Origin of the sequence: Candidatus Competibacter denitrificans Run_A_D11 (genome assembly GCF_001051235.1) — a bacterium.
Taxonomy (GTDB): domain Bacteria; phylum Pseudomonadota; class Gammaproteobacteria; order Competibacterales; family Competibacteraceae; genus Competibacter_A; species Competibacter_A denitrificans.
In genome coordinates this window covers 74956-90847 of sequence record NZ_CBTJ020000043.1, presented here as the reverse complement: position 1 = coordinate 90847, position 15892 = coordinate 74956, and the positions used below count along the sequence as shown (strand labels likewise).

Sequence of the window (15892 nt, the reverse complement as noted above, 5' to 3'; positions counted from 1 at the left end):
AGTTGGTTTGAAGCAAAACTCGCCATCATCCGCCCCGCCATCCGTACCTATCTGACTAACCCACTTTACATATTACCCTCAACTGCGTAACTCCTACGATGTTAAAAATCACTGATTTTTAATTAAAAAAAGCGAAAACCCGGAATCCTGCTCTGAGGTTCCGGGCTTTCGCTTTTATGGGCGGCTTAACCAAATGCCGATCCGCACTTACTTGCGTTTATCATCGGCTACCGGTTTCTCGACCAGGAAGGTCAGCCGCATGATCACCTTATACTGGCTGATCTTGCCATCCTTCAACTCAATGCTTTGGTCCTTGATCCAAGCGCCCTCGATCCCGCTTAGGGTTTCAGCGGCCCGCTCGATACCTTGCTTGATGGCATCATCGAAACTCTTATTGCTTACGGCGATGACTTCAACAACTTTTGCGATAGACATTATCAGTTCCTTTATTTAAGGGTTATTTCAGTAAGGGGCAAAACTCAGGCTCGCTTAAACAAGCCGATCAAGAACAAGAGCACTACGGCACCGATGGTTGCCGAGATGATCGAACCTACCAGGCCAAAGGTATTGATACCTAACAGTCCCAGCAGGAAGCCGCCGATGATCGCGCCAACAATACCGACGATGATGTTGCCGATCAGACCAAAGCCGCCACCCTTGATGAGTTGTCCGGCTAGCCACCCAGCGATGGCACCAATCGCGAGAAAAATGATGAGACTCATAAGATCCATGGTGAAAATCCTCTCGTATTTTTAAGACGTTGCGCTTGGAGCCTGACTGAGCACGCTGCCCACCGCCTGGGTGGACAGCGCGACCGAGCCAGTATCAATCCTTAGCGGCCATCCCCATCGGCGTCGCCCGGCAGGGCACGTTCGATATGGTGCCAGGCATCGCGCGCGGCGGATTTGGCCTGTTCCCAGGTCAGGCGCGACTTGCCCTTGATGCGTTCCCACTCGACCGCCAGTTCGCGCTCGGTATCATCGAAAGCGCCTTGATAGCGACCGCGTGCGACATAACCCAGTTGATAAGCAGCGGCATAGTCATCGTCATAGGTGTATCCACGCACATAACCCGGACGGCTGGCATAGGCATCACGCCAATACAGATCCTCCGCAGCAGGGTTGACCACCTGGGCAGCACCATGACCCGCCGCACCACCAACCGCTGCGCCAATCGCCGCACCCACCGCCATGCCGACCGGCCCACCGACCGCGCCTAGCGCCGCACCGGTAGCAGCCCCGGTCCCGGCTCCAACGCCAGTCGCCAGGTTGTGATCGGCGCGCTCATCGCCCGCTTTGGGATTGACCACTTCGCCGGTCCCTTTACCAGCCAGACCGCCAGCCGCTGCGCCAATCGCCGCACCCACCGCCATGCCGACCGGCCCACCGACCGCGCCAATCGCTGCGCCTGTGGCCGCACCCGCACCGGCACCAACGCCCGTGGCCAAATTATGATCGCTATGGTCATCGGTTACTTTCGGGTTGACGACTTCGCCCGCACCCTTGCCGGCCATACCGCCGGTCGCCGCACCAATCGCCGCGCCTACGGCTGTACCCACTGGACCTGCAACCGAGCCAATCGCCGCACCAGCTAATGCGCCGCCCGTCGCACCGACCCCAGTCGCCACGGGATGGCCGTCGGTGACATCATCCACCGTATCCCCAAGGCGATCCCATGCATCACGGGCGGCAGCCTTGGCCTGTTCCCAGGTTAAGCGGGATTTACCCTTAATGCGCTCCCACTCGGCGGCCAGCTCACGCTCGCTGGCATCGAACGCACCTTGATAGCGGCTGCGTCCTTCGTAACCCAGCCGGTAGGCCGGGGCATAGTCGTCGTCGTAGCTATAACCGGTCAGGTAGCCAGGACGGGTCGCGTAAGCGCCGCGCCAGTAGGTGTATTCATCATCAAGGGTTGGGTTGACCGATTCGGCGGCTTCTTTACCCGCCAGACCGCCCACCACGGCACCCACGACCGCACCCACCAGGGTACCGACAGGGCCGGCCACGGAACCAACCGTTGCGCCGGCTACCGCACCGCCCGCAGCACCGACACCAGTACCAATCGGATGAGCACCGGCTTCGCCGCTGATCGGGTCTTCGTTACGAGGATTGTTGTCGATCATGATCAATCTCCTAAGCAGTGATTAAAAAAGTGTTTGAACTCTGAACCTCGTTTCACACCGTCTCACCGTGTTGCAGTGTGGCGTTGACCGTGTTGATGGGGTGAATACTAGAGGCCGCCACGCCCGTAACCCAGTGTCGAAAGCCACGTCGTAGTCACGATCTGCGTCAATGACGAAAGTCACGCAAAGTCGTTTTCCAGAGTGCGGGCTTGAGCGCAAAATCGGCGGCGACACCCCGCTAAATCGCTTGTTCTGCAAGGGTCGGTTATGATCTGTGCCCTGTGGTTTTGCACGGTACCACTCAGCCACGCGCGGTCGGAGGGAGCGTTCGGGATGTTTTATGTTGGTTTATCAAGGTGGCTCGCCGCTTTCCTACTCTGCTGGGCCGCTGATTTATTCGATCCGGCCGGGGCGATGGAATCCATCACCGTCTACGCCGCCGCCAGCACCACCAACGCAGTGCAAGATCTCGCGGCGCAGTACGAACAAGAAAACGGGGTGAAGGTCGTCACTTCGTTCGCCGGTTCGTCAGCCTTGGCGAAACAAATTGAGCAAGGCGCACCGGTAGACGTGTTCCTGTCTGCCGATTTGAAATGGATGGATTATCTTGCTGGCAAGGGCAAGATCGTTCAGGCCAGCCGCCGTAATCTGCTCGGCAATCGATTGGTCCTGGTCGCGCCCAAGGGCAAGGCGTTTCCGGTCAAATTAGAAAAAGGCTTCGACCTGCCGGGCGCGTTTCAGGGTCGCTGGTGCTCCTGCGGGCCGGAGGTGCCGATTGGCCAATACAGTCAACAAGCCTTGACCACGCTGGCTTGGTGGGAAGCGCTGGCAGCGCGCCTAGCGGCGGCCCCGGATGTGCGGTCGGCGTTGGCATTCGTGGAACGGGGTGAATGCGCGGTCGGCATCGTCTACGAAACCGATGCCAGTGTCTCTGGCAAGGTCGAGGTGCTCGGCGTATTTCCGGCCGATAGCCATTCACCGGTACTCTATCCGGTGGCGCTGGTGCAAGACGCCAAACCGGCAGCGCAACACTTTCTGGACTTTCTGCGTAGTCCGGCAGCCGTCCAGAGCTTCCGCCGGTACAGCTTCACCGTGCTTGATTCACCTTAAGAGCCTAATGAAATTTAACTGCATGAATTAAATTGAAAAACGATAAAAAATTCCTCAAAAACCCCCTCTCCCTCTGGGAGAGGGGTGTTTTCGCATAGGCTCTAAACCGTGTGGGCCTGGCTGCCACCGACACCGGACGAACTGACCGCGCTTTACTTATCGGTCAAGATCGGCTTGTGGTGTACCGCGCTGATTGCTATCCCTGGGCTGGTCACCGGCTGGTTGCTGGCGCGCTGGCAGTTTCCTGGTAAGGCGCTGGTCGATGGCCTGGTGCATCTGCCGCTGGTGTTGCCGCCCGTGGTGCCCGGCTATCTGCTGCTGCTGTTGCTGGGACGACAAGGCCCCATCGGCCGCTGGCTGTTTGAAAGCTGGGGCGTCAGCCTGGCCTTTAGCTGGCAGGGCGCGGTCGTGGCATCGGCGTTGATGGCCTTTCCGCTGATGGTGCGCGCGGTGCGGCTGGCGGTGCGGCTGGTTGAACCCCGCCTGGAAGAAGCGGCGCGTACCTTGGGGGCGGGGCCGCTGCGGGTGTGGCTGACCGTCACCGTACCGCTGTCGTTGCCAGGGATTTTGACTGGCTTATTGCTGGCCTTCGCCCGCAGCCTCGGCGAATTCGGTGCGACAGTGACTTTCGTCGGCAATGTCGCCGGTGAAACCCGTACCCTGCCCTTAGCGATCTACACCTACACCCAGATTCCCGGCGGGGATCGCTCGGCGTTGCGGTTGGTAGTCCTTTCCATCCTGCTGGCGCTGGCGGCGTTATGGGCCAGTGAGTGGGCCGCGCGGCGGACTGAACGCCTGCTGGGAACCCCAAAAGCCTGATGCTCGCGCTGGATCTGGAACTTCGCCAAGGCGGGTTTAGCCTACACGGTCAACTACGCCTGGATCAGCCGGTAAGCGGCCTGTTCGGCCCGTCGGGTTGCGGCAAAAGCACCTTGCTGCGCGCCATCGCCGGTCTGATCCGCCCCCAACGCGGCTTCATCCAGCTTGACGGCGTAGCGCTCTTGGACACAGCGCAGGGCATTGATTTACCACCGCATCGCCGCCGGGTCGGTCTGGTGTTCCAAGACAGCCAACTGTTTCCACATCTGTCGGTTGAAAGCAATTTACTCTATGGCTTCAGGCTGTTGCCGACGGCGGCCCGCCGGTTTACGTTGGCGCAGATTGTGGATTTATTGGACATCGGCCCGCTATTGCCGCGACGGCCACGCCATCTGTCGGGTGGTGAACGGCAGCGGGTCGCCCTGGGGCGTACCTTGCTGGCTTCGCCTCGCCTGCTGTTATTGGACGAACCGCTGTCGGCGCTGGACGAAGGCCGCAAGCAGCAAATTCTGCCGTTCCTGCGTCGGGTGCGCGATGAGTTGCGCTTGCCGATGCTTTACGTCAGCCACGCTATTAACGAAATTCTGTCGCTGACGCCGTATGTCGCGGTGATGGAGCAAGGCCGCATCCTGGGCCAGGGCCTGTTCGCCGAAGTGATCCGCCAGGATCATATCCTCGGTCTGGCGCGTTCGCTGGGGCTGGAAAATGTCTTAAGGGTCACCGTTGAGCGGCACGAACCGGACATCGGCTCGACCACGGTACGCTATGATCACCACCAACTCCATCTACCGCTGTCGGCCCTGCCGCCGGGCAGCGAAACCTGGATCGCATTGCGCGCCGCCGATGTGGCGTTGGCGGTGCAGCCGATCAGCGGGATTACCATTCAGAATCAGGTGGCGGGCCGTATTCTCGGTTTGCGACGGATCGCCGACCGGATGGTGGTGGAAATCGATATTGGCGTGCCGATTCTGGCTGAAGTGACCGTCAAGGCCATTCGAGATTTGGGATTGAAGGAAGGCGATGCGGTGTATTGCCTGTTTAAGGCGCGGGCCTGGCAGTATTTGGCGACCGCTGTATAACTGACAGATCAACCACGCCGCTTACTGGCGTGCATCGCCAGTTCGATGCGGCTGCGGGCATGTAACTTATCCATGATTCGGCTGACATAATTCTTGACCGTCCCCTCCGCCAGAAAAATTTCAGCGGCGATCTGCTTGTTACTTTTGCCTTCAGCCAACAGGTCGAGAATACGTTCTTCTTTATCCGTTAGCGCATCCAGCTCTGCGACCGCCGTAGCGGATTTGGCCGACGCGGCGGTGCTCGGAGCGGTGTGCTGAGGCGGCGGCCTGTTCACGGTTGACTCAATTCCAATACTTTCCGCAACGCTGGTGGTTGACTGAGGCGGCTGTCCGGCAAAGGCGCGAAATTGATCCATGACTTTACGAGCGATGGCCGGTGACAGGCGCGATTCACCGCGCCGCACCGCCCGTAAGGTCTCCAGTACCTCGGCCTCGGACGCATCCTTTAGCAGATACGCTTGCGCCCCGGCACAGATGGCCTCGAATACTAATTCATCATAGTCGTAGGTGGTCAACACCACCACCTTAGTTGCGGGCAATTTCGCGGTGATCTCGCGGGTGGCGACGATACCGCTGGCACGCGGCATCTGCAAGTCCATGACGACGACATCAGGCTTTTTTTCCAAGGCGTACTCAATGGCTTCCAGGCCATCCGCCGCCTGACCGACCACCTCGATATCGGGTTCAGCAGCCAGCATCATCGCCAAACCCCGCCGAATGAGCGGCTGGTCATCAACAATGAGCAGCCGTAATACTTCAGAGGCGGTACCAGTGGCGGTCATTCATTAGACTCGTGTGGCAGCGCTATAGTGGGCTGTGGCGAGTGCGGGGTTGTTTTCGGCATTTTCAAGTACGTATGCAGTTCACCGACCAGACGAGAAGGTAGCCGACCCGTGAGGAATTGCAACATAGCCTTGACTGCTAATGCGGCTTGGGCGGGGGGTAGCTTAGCGGCACGCGCCACCGCCTGGTTAAGTTCATTGATCATATTTGCACCCGTTGTCATCAAAGTGCCCGCTTTTCAAAATCACAGTAAAGCGCTCACAGTAGCTAGAATAATTTGATGGTTAATTTGACGTTTTTCGTTTCGCCGCGAAAGTGACGAAAGTCACCTTATCAGTCATCTTCACTATTGTTTAGACGACCCCATGTACTTACCAACACGCTGCTGGCCAGACGTTAGCCTATGATGAAACTGCTTCAGTCATTCAACCCGCGACAGCGTTTAGCCGCCGCCATCGGCTGGGTGGTGTTTTTTATCATCCTGGCGGCGGCGACGGTAGGGGCAAATTTGGCTTCCAAAGAAGCCGCCGAGCGAGCGCGGGCTGACGCCGAACGCTTGCTGGCGCAATTTGCCACCCAGATTCGCCATGCTATCGACTCCGCCTTGGCCACCCGCCTGTCAATATTACAGTCAACCGCTGCCCAGATTAGTGTTGATCAGGCTATGGGCGATACGGGCTTGCGTCATGATCTGCATCTCACCGCACTGCAAACACAATTTCCCGAATTTGCCTGGCTTGGTATTGCGGATAAGGACGGTCGTCTGCTAGCGACGACCGGCTCCATGGGCCAGGGCAAGTCAGTTGCTGACTCTGCCTGGTTTCAAAAAGGCCGCCAAGCGCCCTTTTTTGGTCATGCCGAACAGTTTCCCTTATTTGCTGAGTCACCCGATGCAGCGGTAGCCCATGCTCAGGGCTTTTTCATGGCGGCGCCTATCGTGCAGCTTTCTGGTGAGTTCATCGGCGTGCTGGGTGCCGCGTTACCCTGGCAGTGGCTGGCAGGCGAGGAGAATCATTTACTGCGCCAGACCCAATCACGCCGCTCCCTGGAATTATTGCTCGCCAAGGCCGATGGCAAAGCATTATTAGCACCACCCGCCTGGCTGGGTCGCTCGCTGGGGAGCGATGCCGATCTGAGCGAAGCGGGTCAGTATGTAATTGGCCGCAACCTGTTACGGCCGGAGCAGCAACCGGGGCCGGGTTGGATCGTGATCCTGCGTGAATCCGCCGATACCGCTTTGGCGCGCGCTAAACTGGCTCAGCACACGGTGTTTCAAGTGGTTTTCCTGGCCGGTCTGATCTGCGCCATTGCCGTCGTGTTTATCACCCAGGATTTGTTAAAGCGCCTGGTCGCTCTGGATAAACAAGCGCAAGCCGTGCGCCAGGGTGCTTTGGAAAACATCTCGATTCCGGTCGGCACCGATGAAATCAGCCGTATCGGGGCGACCTTCGCTGACCTGGTAGGCCACCTTCAGCAGGAGAAACGCGGGCTGGCCACCTTGAACGCGGAGTTGGATGCGCGCGTCGCTCAGCGCACCGCCCGGATTGAGCGGCTGGCTGATGAAAGCCGCCACGCGGCCATCACCCGCGAACGGCTGCGGCTAGCCCGCGAATTGCACGATACCTTGAGCCATTCCCTGATGGCGCTGCTGACCCAGATTCGCCTGATCCGCAAGCTGTGGGATCGACTCGATCCCACCGAACTGCGCGCGGAACTGGCCCAGGCTGAAGAAGTCGCTGCCAGCGGCCTGGCCGAGGCGCGGGCCGCGATTACCCAGATGCGCCACAACAGTGTGCGTGACGATGGGCTGGGTGCGGCATTGCGCCAACTGCTGGCGCGGTTCCAGGAGCGTTCCGGGGTTGCAGCGACGCTAACTGCTGACATTCAAGCCGGTGGTTTGGCCGATGAGCGCGCCGAGACGGTGTTCCGCATCGCTGAGGAAGCCCTCAAAAACGTGGAGCGTCACGCCAGCGCCAACACCGTACAGATCAACCTGCAATGGCTTGAATCCCCCAGCGCCGCCTGGTCGAACTGGGACCCGGACAACTGTGATCGAATGCGTGTTGAAATCAGCGACGATGGCGTCGGCTTCGATCCCATCGCGCCCTGCCCAGGGCATTACGGGTTACGGGGCATTGCAGAACAGGCCGAGCTGATCGAGGCCAGCTTCGAGTTACACAGTCAGCCCGGCGCGGGTACTCGCATCATCCTGGAATTTGATGCATAGGAATTTGCTGCCTAAGCAAACGATGTCCAAATAATTGGTGTCTAACCAAATGATGCCGCTTTCGTGCCATTCGGCAGCCCAAAACCGTGACAGGTGGCACTCGGGCAGAGAACAAAGCCTGCTTATAGTACTAGGGATGAATCTATCCAAAGAGAGTTTCGTAATGGACTTACCACTTCGCCCAAAGCAAATCTTTGTTTTAGTCTTCGCTACCATCCTGGCCGTGCTCTCCTATTGGATTCCGGCACCGAAAGATGTTGATGTTTCACCAAGCTTCAGCACGCCTAGCTTAAATCAGAAAGCCCACGTTTAAGCGCGCCGCTGCACTTAACCGCCCTCGTCGAAACCGGGATAACAGGTCATCCCGCCATCAACAAACAACGTGGTGCCGGTGATATAGTCGGCCATGTCGGACGCCAGAAACACCGCTGCCTGCGCGATGTCTTCTGGCTCGCCGATCCGGTTGTAGGGAACCAAATCCATCAATTTGGCGTAGGCTTCCGGCGTCTCCCAGGCCGGGCGATTAATCGGCGTGCGAATCGCACCCGGTGCGATGCTGTTGACCCGAATCCGCAGCGGGGCCAGTTCCTGCGCCATACTCTGCATCAGCATATTGATGGCGCCCTTGGAGGCCGCATAGTTGGCATGACCGGCCCACGGGATGATCTGATGCACCGAACTCATGCAGATAATTTTACCGGCCGCTACCGAAATATCCTCACGAACCCCCCGCCGCTTGAATTCCTTGACCGCTTCGCGGGCGCACAGGAACTGGCCGGTTAGATTGACAGCCATCACGGTATTCCATTGCTCCAGCGTCATGGCATCGATAGGCGCATCGCGCTGCAAGCCAGCGTTGGCGACCAGAATATCGATGGTGCCGAAGGCGTCGAGCATGGCTTTGAACATGGCCTGCACCTCCGCTTCCTTCGAGACATCCGCTTTAAACGCCAGCGCCTTAACCCCGAAACTTTCGATCTGGCTGACGATTTCGCGGGCGGTTTCCTCATTGGAGACGTAGTTGACCACCACATCGGCCCCAGCGCGACCCAAGCCGATAGCGACCGCCTTGCCGATGCCGGAACTCGCGCCAGTCACTAAGGCTTTCTGGCCCGCCAGAATCTGCGGGCAGGCATAACTCGGCAAGGTGGTGTTGTGAGGGGTAGGCATCGGCGAATCTCCGGTAGACTGCAAGGGATGGGATCTGATTAGGTGGTGATTCGACAACCAACGGTGGCTTATTTCGGAACGGTGGCTTATTTCGGCCGGTGGACTTCATTGATCAGATTAATGACCAGAGCAGTCCAGCCGGTTTGATGAGATGCACCCGCGCCACGGCCGTTATCACCATGAAAATACTCATAAAACAGCAAATGATCTCTAAAATGGGAATCGTCTTTCAACAGTGCATGATCGCCGAACATCGGCCGACGGCCCTCGGCATCACGCAGGAATAAGCGAGTCAGCCGATGGCATAGCTCATCCGCCACTTCCCCCAAGCTCATCTGGATACCGGAGCCGGTCGGACATTCTACTTTGACGCTTTCACCATAATAGCGATGAAAGCGACGCAGACTTTGAATCAGCAAATAATTGACCGGCATCCAGATCGGGCCGCGCCAGTTGGAGTTGCCGCCGAACAGTTCACTATCGGACTCCGCCGGTAGATAATGCACCTGGTAGCCTGCGCCTTGGCATTCAAAGCGATAAGGCTGCGCCAGGTAAGACCGCGACAGCGCGCGAATCCCATAAGGGGATAGAAATTCATTTTCATCCAGCATCCGTTTTAACAGGGCGGTCATCCGCACCACCCGCACCAGCGAGAGCATGTGCCGCTGTTCGTCGCCTTTCTGCTCCCAACGGGAGACCAGTTTCGCCAGATCCGGCCGGTAATTGAGGAACCATTCCAACCGGCTGGTAAAGCCGTGCAGTCCGGCCAGGATATCTTCAGTAACCACTTCAACCGCGAACAGTGGAATCAGACCCACCATTGAACGCAGCCGCAGCGGCATCTTCTCACCACCCGGCAGCCGCAGCACATCGTAAAAGAACTGGTCTTCCTCATCCCACAACCCGATGCCTTCATCGCCCAAATTGTTAAGCGCCGCTGCAATATTAAGAAAATGTTCAAAAAACTTGGTGGCGATGTCTTCGTAAACGTGATTGTGTGCGGCCAGTTCCAGGGCAATCCGGGTCATATTCAGGCAGTACATCGCCATCCAGGCGGTGGCATCGGCCTGGTCGATATAGCCGCCGGTGGGCAACGGTTTGGAACGGTCGAAGACGCCGATGTTGTCGAGGCCGAGAAATCCGCCCTGGAAGATATTGTGCCCTTCCATGTCCTTGCGATTGACCCACCAGGTGAAATTGAGCAGCAGCTTATGGAACACCCGTTCCAGAAAGGCCAGGTCGCTGACGCCGCCATTTTGTTCGCAGTCAGCCTGATAGACCTTCCAGGCCGCCCAGGCGTGGACCGGCGGGTTCACGTCGCTGAAATTCCATTCGTAGGCGGGTAGCTCCCCGTTCGGGTCCATGTACCATTCCCGGCACAGCATCACCAGTTGATCCTTGGCCGACTGTGGGTCAATGGTCGCCAGCGCGATGCAGTGAAAAGCCAGATCCCAGGCCGCAAACCAGGGATATTCCCACTTGTCCGGCATCGACAGGATGTCGGCATTATTCAGATGCCGCCAGTCGCTGTTGCGGCCCTGACGGCGGGCGACGGGCGGTGGTGGCTGACCCTGGTCGCCATCCAGCCATTGCGGGATGTCGTAGTAATAGAATTGCTTGCTCCACAACAGACCCGCCCAGGCTTGCCGTTGAATCAAGCGGGCGTCGGCGTCGGCGATGCCGGTTTGCAACTCTGCATAGAAGGCATCGGCTTCCTGCCGTCGGGTTTTGATTAACTCATCGAAGTCGGCGAAAAAATCGCCCTGGTCTCGACGATGCCGTAGCCGTACCCGCACCGACTGCTGGCCACCGGCGGCAAGCTCAAGGACATATAAACCGGCCGCCTTGGTGCCGGTGCGTTCCGGGTTGACCGCCTGGTGCTGGTTGTGAACCACGTAATCGTGGAATGCGTCCTTGAAGTAACCGGCGGGGGCCTCGTTTTGACCGAAGACTCGGCGGACATGGGTTTCGTTGTCGCAGAATAATAATTGCTGCGAACCGTCAAAATCGGCGGCCCATTGGCCGAGCACGGCGTGATCGATCAAGACCCGGTGATCACCGTCTGCGCGCAAGCTCGGTTTGACCACACCCGCGAACCAGTTCCAGGTATTGCGAAACCAGAGCTGCGGCAACAGATGCAAGCGCGCCGCCGCCGGGCCGCGATTGTAGGCGGTGACCCGCAGCAGGATGTCATCGACCGCCGCCTTGGCGTATTCGATCTCGATATCGAAATAGCGGTTTTCGGCGAAAATCCCGGTATCGAGTAGTTCAAATTCCTGCTCCAGCTTGCCACGTTGCCGGTTTTGCTCCACCAATGCCTGGTACGGATAGGCCGCTTGCGGATATTTATAGAGCATCCGCGCATAGGAATAGGTCGGGGTGGCGTCGAGGTAGTAATACAGTTCTTTCACATCCTCGCCGTGATTCCCCTGGCCGTTGGTCAGGCCAAACAGCCGTTCCTTGAGAATCGGGTCCTGGCCATTCCACAGCGCCACGGCCAAACAAAGCGTTTGCTGGTCATCGCAAAACCCACCGATACCGTCCTCACCCCAACGGTACACTCGGCTGCGGGCGTGATCGTGCGGGAAGTAACTCCAGGCATTGCCATCTGCGCTGTAGTCTTCCCGCACCGTGCCCCATTGCCGCTCACTGACATAAGTTCCCCAGCGCTGCCAGTGTGGTTGGCTCATGCGTTGGCGTTCTATTCCGGGGGGTGGGTTTGGCGGCATATCATAAACCCTAACAAAGTCATTTAGTTAATATCTATTGTAACGAAAAAAATAAAGCCTCAGAAATAAAAAAACCGGCTTGTCATTGGACAGGCCGGTTTGTTACAGCGAGATCGGTCAGTTAGCTCTTACGGGTCGCTTTCTTGCGGAACTTGGCCAACCCAACCAGACCCGTGCCGAGCAGCGCAAGCGAAGCCGGCTCTGGAACCGGTGAATTGATTTGCTCATACAGCACATCATTCGCGCAGCTTGGAGCCCAGGCCAAAGTCAATTGGCTGCCATAGCCGGCGGCCAGATTCAAACTATCAAATTTAATCGTTTGATTTCCAACAGTTCCAAAGCCAGGATTAGTTACCGTAGCAGTTGTTCCCAACAAGGTTCCTAACCCGCTGCCTGTGTTATAAGCAACTGGATGATTTTCCCGAAAGCCGCCAGAAGCGGACGACATCGTATAAGCCCCATCATTCACCCCCTTTTGGGACGAGAAGGTATTAGCACCGAAGCTGTAGATGTTCCCGCCGCTCGTAACCACATAGTCCCAGTAAGAGTCAGACCCAACATTAATAAACAGATCTCCGGCCGTCAGGCTGGGAAATGAATTTACATTGTCGTACTTAATTTTAACGCTTTTCAAAAAACCATTCATAAAATCCGCAGTGCCCCCAAAGATCTCTGGGGTTCCTATCAGATCAACACCATCATCGGCAGTACCATTTTGCCAACTAGGCCAATACTTTTGGGTATCACTGAAAGTAACGGGGACTGCGAAACTGACTGAGGTCGTTGCGGCGAGGAGGACGGCTCCCAAGATCGGCATCATTTTTTTCATGACATTGTTCCCATGAGTGTTATTGCTATGTTTGTTTATCATTGACTTGATATTGATTTATTATCATAAATCATGCCATTTTAATTAAAGTTAATTAATTCAATATGTTAATATTTGATGGACATGAACCTTTTCAAAGAAACTGTTAAATTTTTCGACACTCTCAAATAGGGAAATTAGCAATCTGACATGACTGAACGCCTCTATTAAGTTACAATTTAGCCTCTTATAATCAATCTCTTAAACCAAAAAACTTTCTATGATTCCAAATTTTTATATTTTATATCAATAAGTTGCTAAAAAAAGGCGTTCAAAAAATAATGGGTAATGGGCGGTAAATCTGCTTTGATGAGGCAGCCGAACCAGTGTAAAAAAACCTGACACTCATAGGACCGCTTAGCAACTCTCTCCAGAATTAGCTTGGTCGAACTTATCTGGAATTGCGCGTTGCTAAGCTTTTCAAAACACTTACCACGTCACTGCGCAAGAGCGGAAAGCTTCTTTAAGGAACCGGCGCGCTCCTGATCCTGCCACAGCCGCGCCCGTAACTCAGCAGTAGCCTCACCACCAGATTCACCCCAGCGATCCAGATACACCAGTTCCGTCAGTGGCAATCGCTCCCGCCAACCGGCGGTTTCCAAATCAGGGCGGTCGTTGAAGTGGCTGACATAGCCCAGGCACAGATAAGCGACTGGGATGATTCGCAGCGGCAGTTGCAAAATCTCCCGTAGCGCCGACGTGTGGAAGATACTCACCCAGCCGACCCCAATTCCTTCAGCACGGGCGGCCAGCCACAGGTTCTGCACCGCACACACCGTACTGTACAAATCCATCGCCTTGTTATGCGTGCGACCCAACACCACCGGCCCAGCCCGATCTCGGTCGCAGGTCACGCACACATTCAGCGGTGCTTCCAAAATCCCCTGTAAACGCAATTGCCGGTAGCGTTCTTGTTGATCCGGCTCAAAGAGTAGCGCCGCTTCGGCGTTGGCGTGTAGAAAGGCATCGTGTACTTGTTGCTTGACGGCCAAATCGCGCACCAGCAGAAAACTCCACGGCTGCATAAAGCCGACCGATGGGGCAAAGTGGGCAGCGGTCAGCAAGCGTGACAGCACATCATCCGGGATAGGCTCAGGCAGAAACTGACCGCGCACATCGCGGCGTGAGAAGATGGTTTGATAGACGGCGGCGCGGATGGCCGTTTCGTCCTGGGCATCGGAAAAGATGCCAAGTGCTTCGATCTTCATGGTGTCCCCTGAATGAAGGATCGCCGACGGCCTGGCCTTGCCGCTGGATATAAACCGTTCAGGCCGGTCTTCTGACTTGGGTTCGATCCGCTCCGACGCCTTCCCAACCGAAGTCAGTGGCGTGTTGCCGGAGCAGTCCCCCTTACAGCGCTGGGCGCGTCGCGGAATTACACCGCGTTCCCGATTCTTCCCGGTGGGACACCTGAATGGCAGTGATGGACTCCGGCGAACCGGAGTCGGTGACTGTATAGCGTTAAATCAGAGACAAATACAAGATGTAGATTCAGGAGGATGGCGATTCGCCAATCCACGGATTGAAGATTTCAACGCCAGTCGGTGCGAAACAGCGGCCCACGCAAGCGCGGAGGGTCGAACTCGATTTCTGGCTCGGCGGGCATTGCCAGCAGATCAACTACACTGGCCTCAGCACCCGCCAAACGACGAGAGTCATCAATGCTCAACAACACATGTCCTGGACGACCGCGATCTGTGATGAAGACTGGCCCCGCCTGAGCAGCCTTCTTCGCTCGCGTTACATCCTGGTTGAATTCTCGCTCTGACAGATTCACAGCCTCTGTTAGCGCCATCATAAATTCACCAACACTGGTCTGCCGTAACACTTTAGCGGTGCAGTACGTCACTCTGTCATCACTGATTTGATCCAAACACGTCACCGCCAACCGAGGTTTAAGGAATAAGCCCGGCAACTGTTCCGCTTCCGCCAAATCGCCAGCGATGGCTTCTCGCAATACATCCAAATCCAGCCAGCCAAACCGTAACGCACCTTGCCAGTCGTTCGGCACGTTGGTGGCATCGACGATACCAGGATAAGGTTTTTCTGGCAGTTCATGCGGTAGTGGCCCCGCGCCGTGCCGGGTCACATAGGGCCGCGTGACGTAAGTGACTTCAAGCTGGTTTAACTCCAGTTCTTGCGCCAGTGTCAGCACATTGCGAAGCCCTGTGTTGGAACGAGTGACATGCGGGAAAAAGCCACGATCCTGATCGAGTAACAGCCCTTGCGCACCCTCGAATAGCAACGACCGCCCTGCTGTCGCCGTCCGGCTATCCGCTATCGTCGTCAATCGCAAGAAACGACCTGCGTCTTCAATAAAGCGCTCCAGAATGGCATTCGATAACAGTAGATCGGTATTCCGTCGGAAAGCATCGGCAAAGCCCAGCCGAGCCAGCCGAGCAGGCACATACTCCCGTCGAATCACCTCCAGCTTGTCCGCCAAAGCCGACTGATCCACTAAATCCGCCACAGTCACGGCATAGTCTGGCCTCAGATTTCGTTCGATGGTTTCGCCAAAACCCAAGCCACAACTGCCGTGGCGGCCTGTGTCCCGCTCCCGCTCAATGATCTGGTTCATCATCATGTCGTAAGGCGTCGTCACCGGGCTTTGCGGATCGACAGACACGCTCGGCTCCACACCCTTTCCGGCTAAGCTCTCGATTTCCTTCAGGAATAGAATCGGATTGGAGACGAAAAACCGTGAAAGGAACGTCGCCGCACCAACGAACGCGCCGCTGCCGACATGGCTGAAGACGTGGCGCACGCCCTCCGGCGTCACCACGGTATGCCCCGCCTGCGCTCCGCCGTTGAAACGGATGACCAGGCCGTCACGGCCAACCTGTGCTGCGTAATAATCGATCAGGCGGCCCTTGCCTTCATCGCCGAACTGCGCCCCGATGACGACTTGAGCGGCCTTTTGTAAACCCATGACGCGACTCCTGAGCGCTGCTCCCGCCCGGACACGAGCGAGAGCAACGGCTTACG

13 protein-coding genes, 1 pseudogene and 1 riboswitch are annotated in these 15892 nt (G+C 57.0%); of the genes and pseudogenes, 4 read left to right on the top strand and 10 right to left on the bottom strand.

What is annotated here, in order from left to right:
• Positions 1 to 207 precede the first annotated feature (207 nt).
• The 3 genes and pseudogenes from BN873_RS10480 to BN873_RS21340 all read right to left on the bottom strand — a co-directional run.
• Positions 208 to 435, bottom strand: a complete 228-nt coding sequence (locus BN873_RS10480; protein WP_048673537.1) for a dodecin family protein — start codon at positions 433 to 435, stop codon at positions 208 to 210.
• 44 nt (positions 436 to 479) lie between these two features.
• Entirely contained in the window at positions 480 to 731 is a 252-nt protein-coding gene (locus BN873_RS10475) for a GlsB/YeaQ/YmgE family stress response membrane protein (protein WP_048673536.1), read from the bottom strand.
• Positions 732 to 1663: 932 nt separating this feature from the next.
• Positions 1664 to 2122, bottom strand: a pseudogene (locus tag BN873_RS21340) (glycine zipper domain-containing protein); the annotation flags it as partial.
• Positions 2123 to 2455: 333 nt separating this feature from the next.
• Between BN873_RS21340 and modA the strand changes: the two are divergent.
• The 3 genes from modA (at position 2456) to modC (ending at position 5130) form a co-directional block, all read left to right on the top strand.
• Positions 2456 to 3232 carry a molybdate ABC transporter substrate-binding protein gene (gene modA / locus BN873_RS10465; protein ID WP_048673534.1) on the top strand — a complete coding sequence of 259 codons (777 nt, stop codon included), beginning with the start codon at positions 2456 to 2458 and terminating at the stop codon, positions 3230 to 3232.
• Positions 3233 to 3340: 108 nt separating this feature from the next.
• Positions 3341 to 4051, top strand: coding sequence for a molybdate ABC transporter permease subunit (gene modB / locus BN873_RS10460; RefSeq protein WP_048673533.1), 711 nt, complete (start codon positions 3341 to 3343; stop codon positions 4049 to 4051).
• Positions 4051 to 5130: a molybdenum ABC transporter ATP-binding protein gene (modC, locus tag BN873_RS10455; protein ID WP_048673532.1), complete on the top strand. Its 1080-nt coding sequence runs from the start codon at positions 4051 to 4053 to the stop codon at positions 5128 to 5130. The genes modB and modC overlap by 1 nt, the downstream gene beginning before the upstream one ends.
• Positions 5131 to 5138: 8 nt before the next feature.
• Here the strand turns inward: modC and BN873_RS21165 are convergent, their stop codons facing one another.
• Both BN873_RS21165 and BN873_RS10445 read right to left on the bottom strand, forming a co-directional pair.
• On the bottom strand, positions 5139 to 5912 hold the full coding sequence (locus BN873_RS21165) for a response regulator transcription factor (protein ID WP_048673531.1): 774 nt from the start codon (positions 5910 to 5912) through the stop codon (positions 5139 to 5141).
• Positions 5909 to 6118: a hypothetical protein gene (locus BN873_RS10445; protein WP_139031686.1), complete on the bottom strand. Its 210-nt coding sequence runs from the start codon at positions 6116 to 6118 to the stop codon at positions 5909 to 5911. The genes BN873_RS21165 and BN873_RS10445 overlap by 4 nt, the downstream gene beginning before the upstream one ends.
• 198 nt (positions 6119 to 6316) lie before the next feature.
• On the opposite strand from BN873_RS10445, the gene BN873_RS10440 reads away from it, so the two are divergent.
• On the top strand, positions 6317 to 8140 hold the full coding sequence (locus BN873_RS10440) for a sensor histidine kinase (RefSeq protein WP_048673529.1): 1824 nt from the start codon (positions 6317 to 6319) through the stop codon (positions 8138 to 8140).
• Positions 8141 to 8467: 327 nt separating this feature from the next.
• Here the strand turns inward: BN873_RS10440 and BN873_RS10435 are convergent, their stop codons facing one another.
• From BN873_RS10435 to BN873_RS10415, 5 genes are all read right to left on the bottom strand, one after another.
• Positions 8468 to 9310, bottom strand: coding sequence for an SDR family oxidoreductase (locus BN873_RS10435; protein ID WP_048673528.1), 843 nt, complete (start codon positions 9308 to 9310; stop codon positions 8468 to 8470).
• Positions 9311 to 9396: 86 nt separating this feature from the next.
• Positions 9397 to 12000, bottom strand: a complete 2604-nt coding sequence (locus BN873_RS10430) for an MGH1-like glycoside hydrolase domain-containing protein (RefSeq protein ID WP_242434413.1) — start codon at positions 11998 to 12000, stop codon at positions 9397 to 9399.
• 160 nt (positions 12001 to 12160) lie between these two features.
• Positions 12161 to 12868: a PEP-CTERM sorting domain-containing protein gene (locus BN873_RS10425; protein ID WP_048673526.1), complete on the bottom strand. Its 708-nt coding sequence runs from the start codon at positions 12866 to 12868 to the stop codon at positions 12161 to 12163.
• 476 nt (positions 12869 to 13344) lie between these two features.
• Complete coding sequence (gene bluB, locus BN873_RS10420) at positions 13345 to 14115, bottom strand: 5,6-dimethylbenzimidazole synthase (RefSeq protein ID WP_048673525.1); 771 nt, start codon at positions 14113 to 14115, stop codon at positions 13345 to 13347.
• 44 nt (positions 14116 to 14159) lie between these two features.
• A riboswitch (cobalamin riboswitch) is annotated at positions 14160 to 14336 on the bottom strand.
• 102 nt (positions 14337 to 14438) lie between these two features.
• Entirely contained in the window at positions 14439 to 15836 is a 1398-nt protein-coding gene (locus tag BN873_RS10415) for an adenylosuccinate synthetase (RefSeq protein WP_053085298.1), read from the bottom strand.
• Positions 15837 to 15892 lie beyond the last annotated feature (56 nt).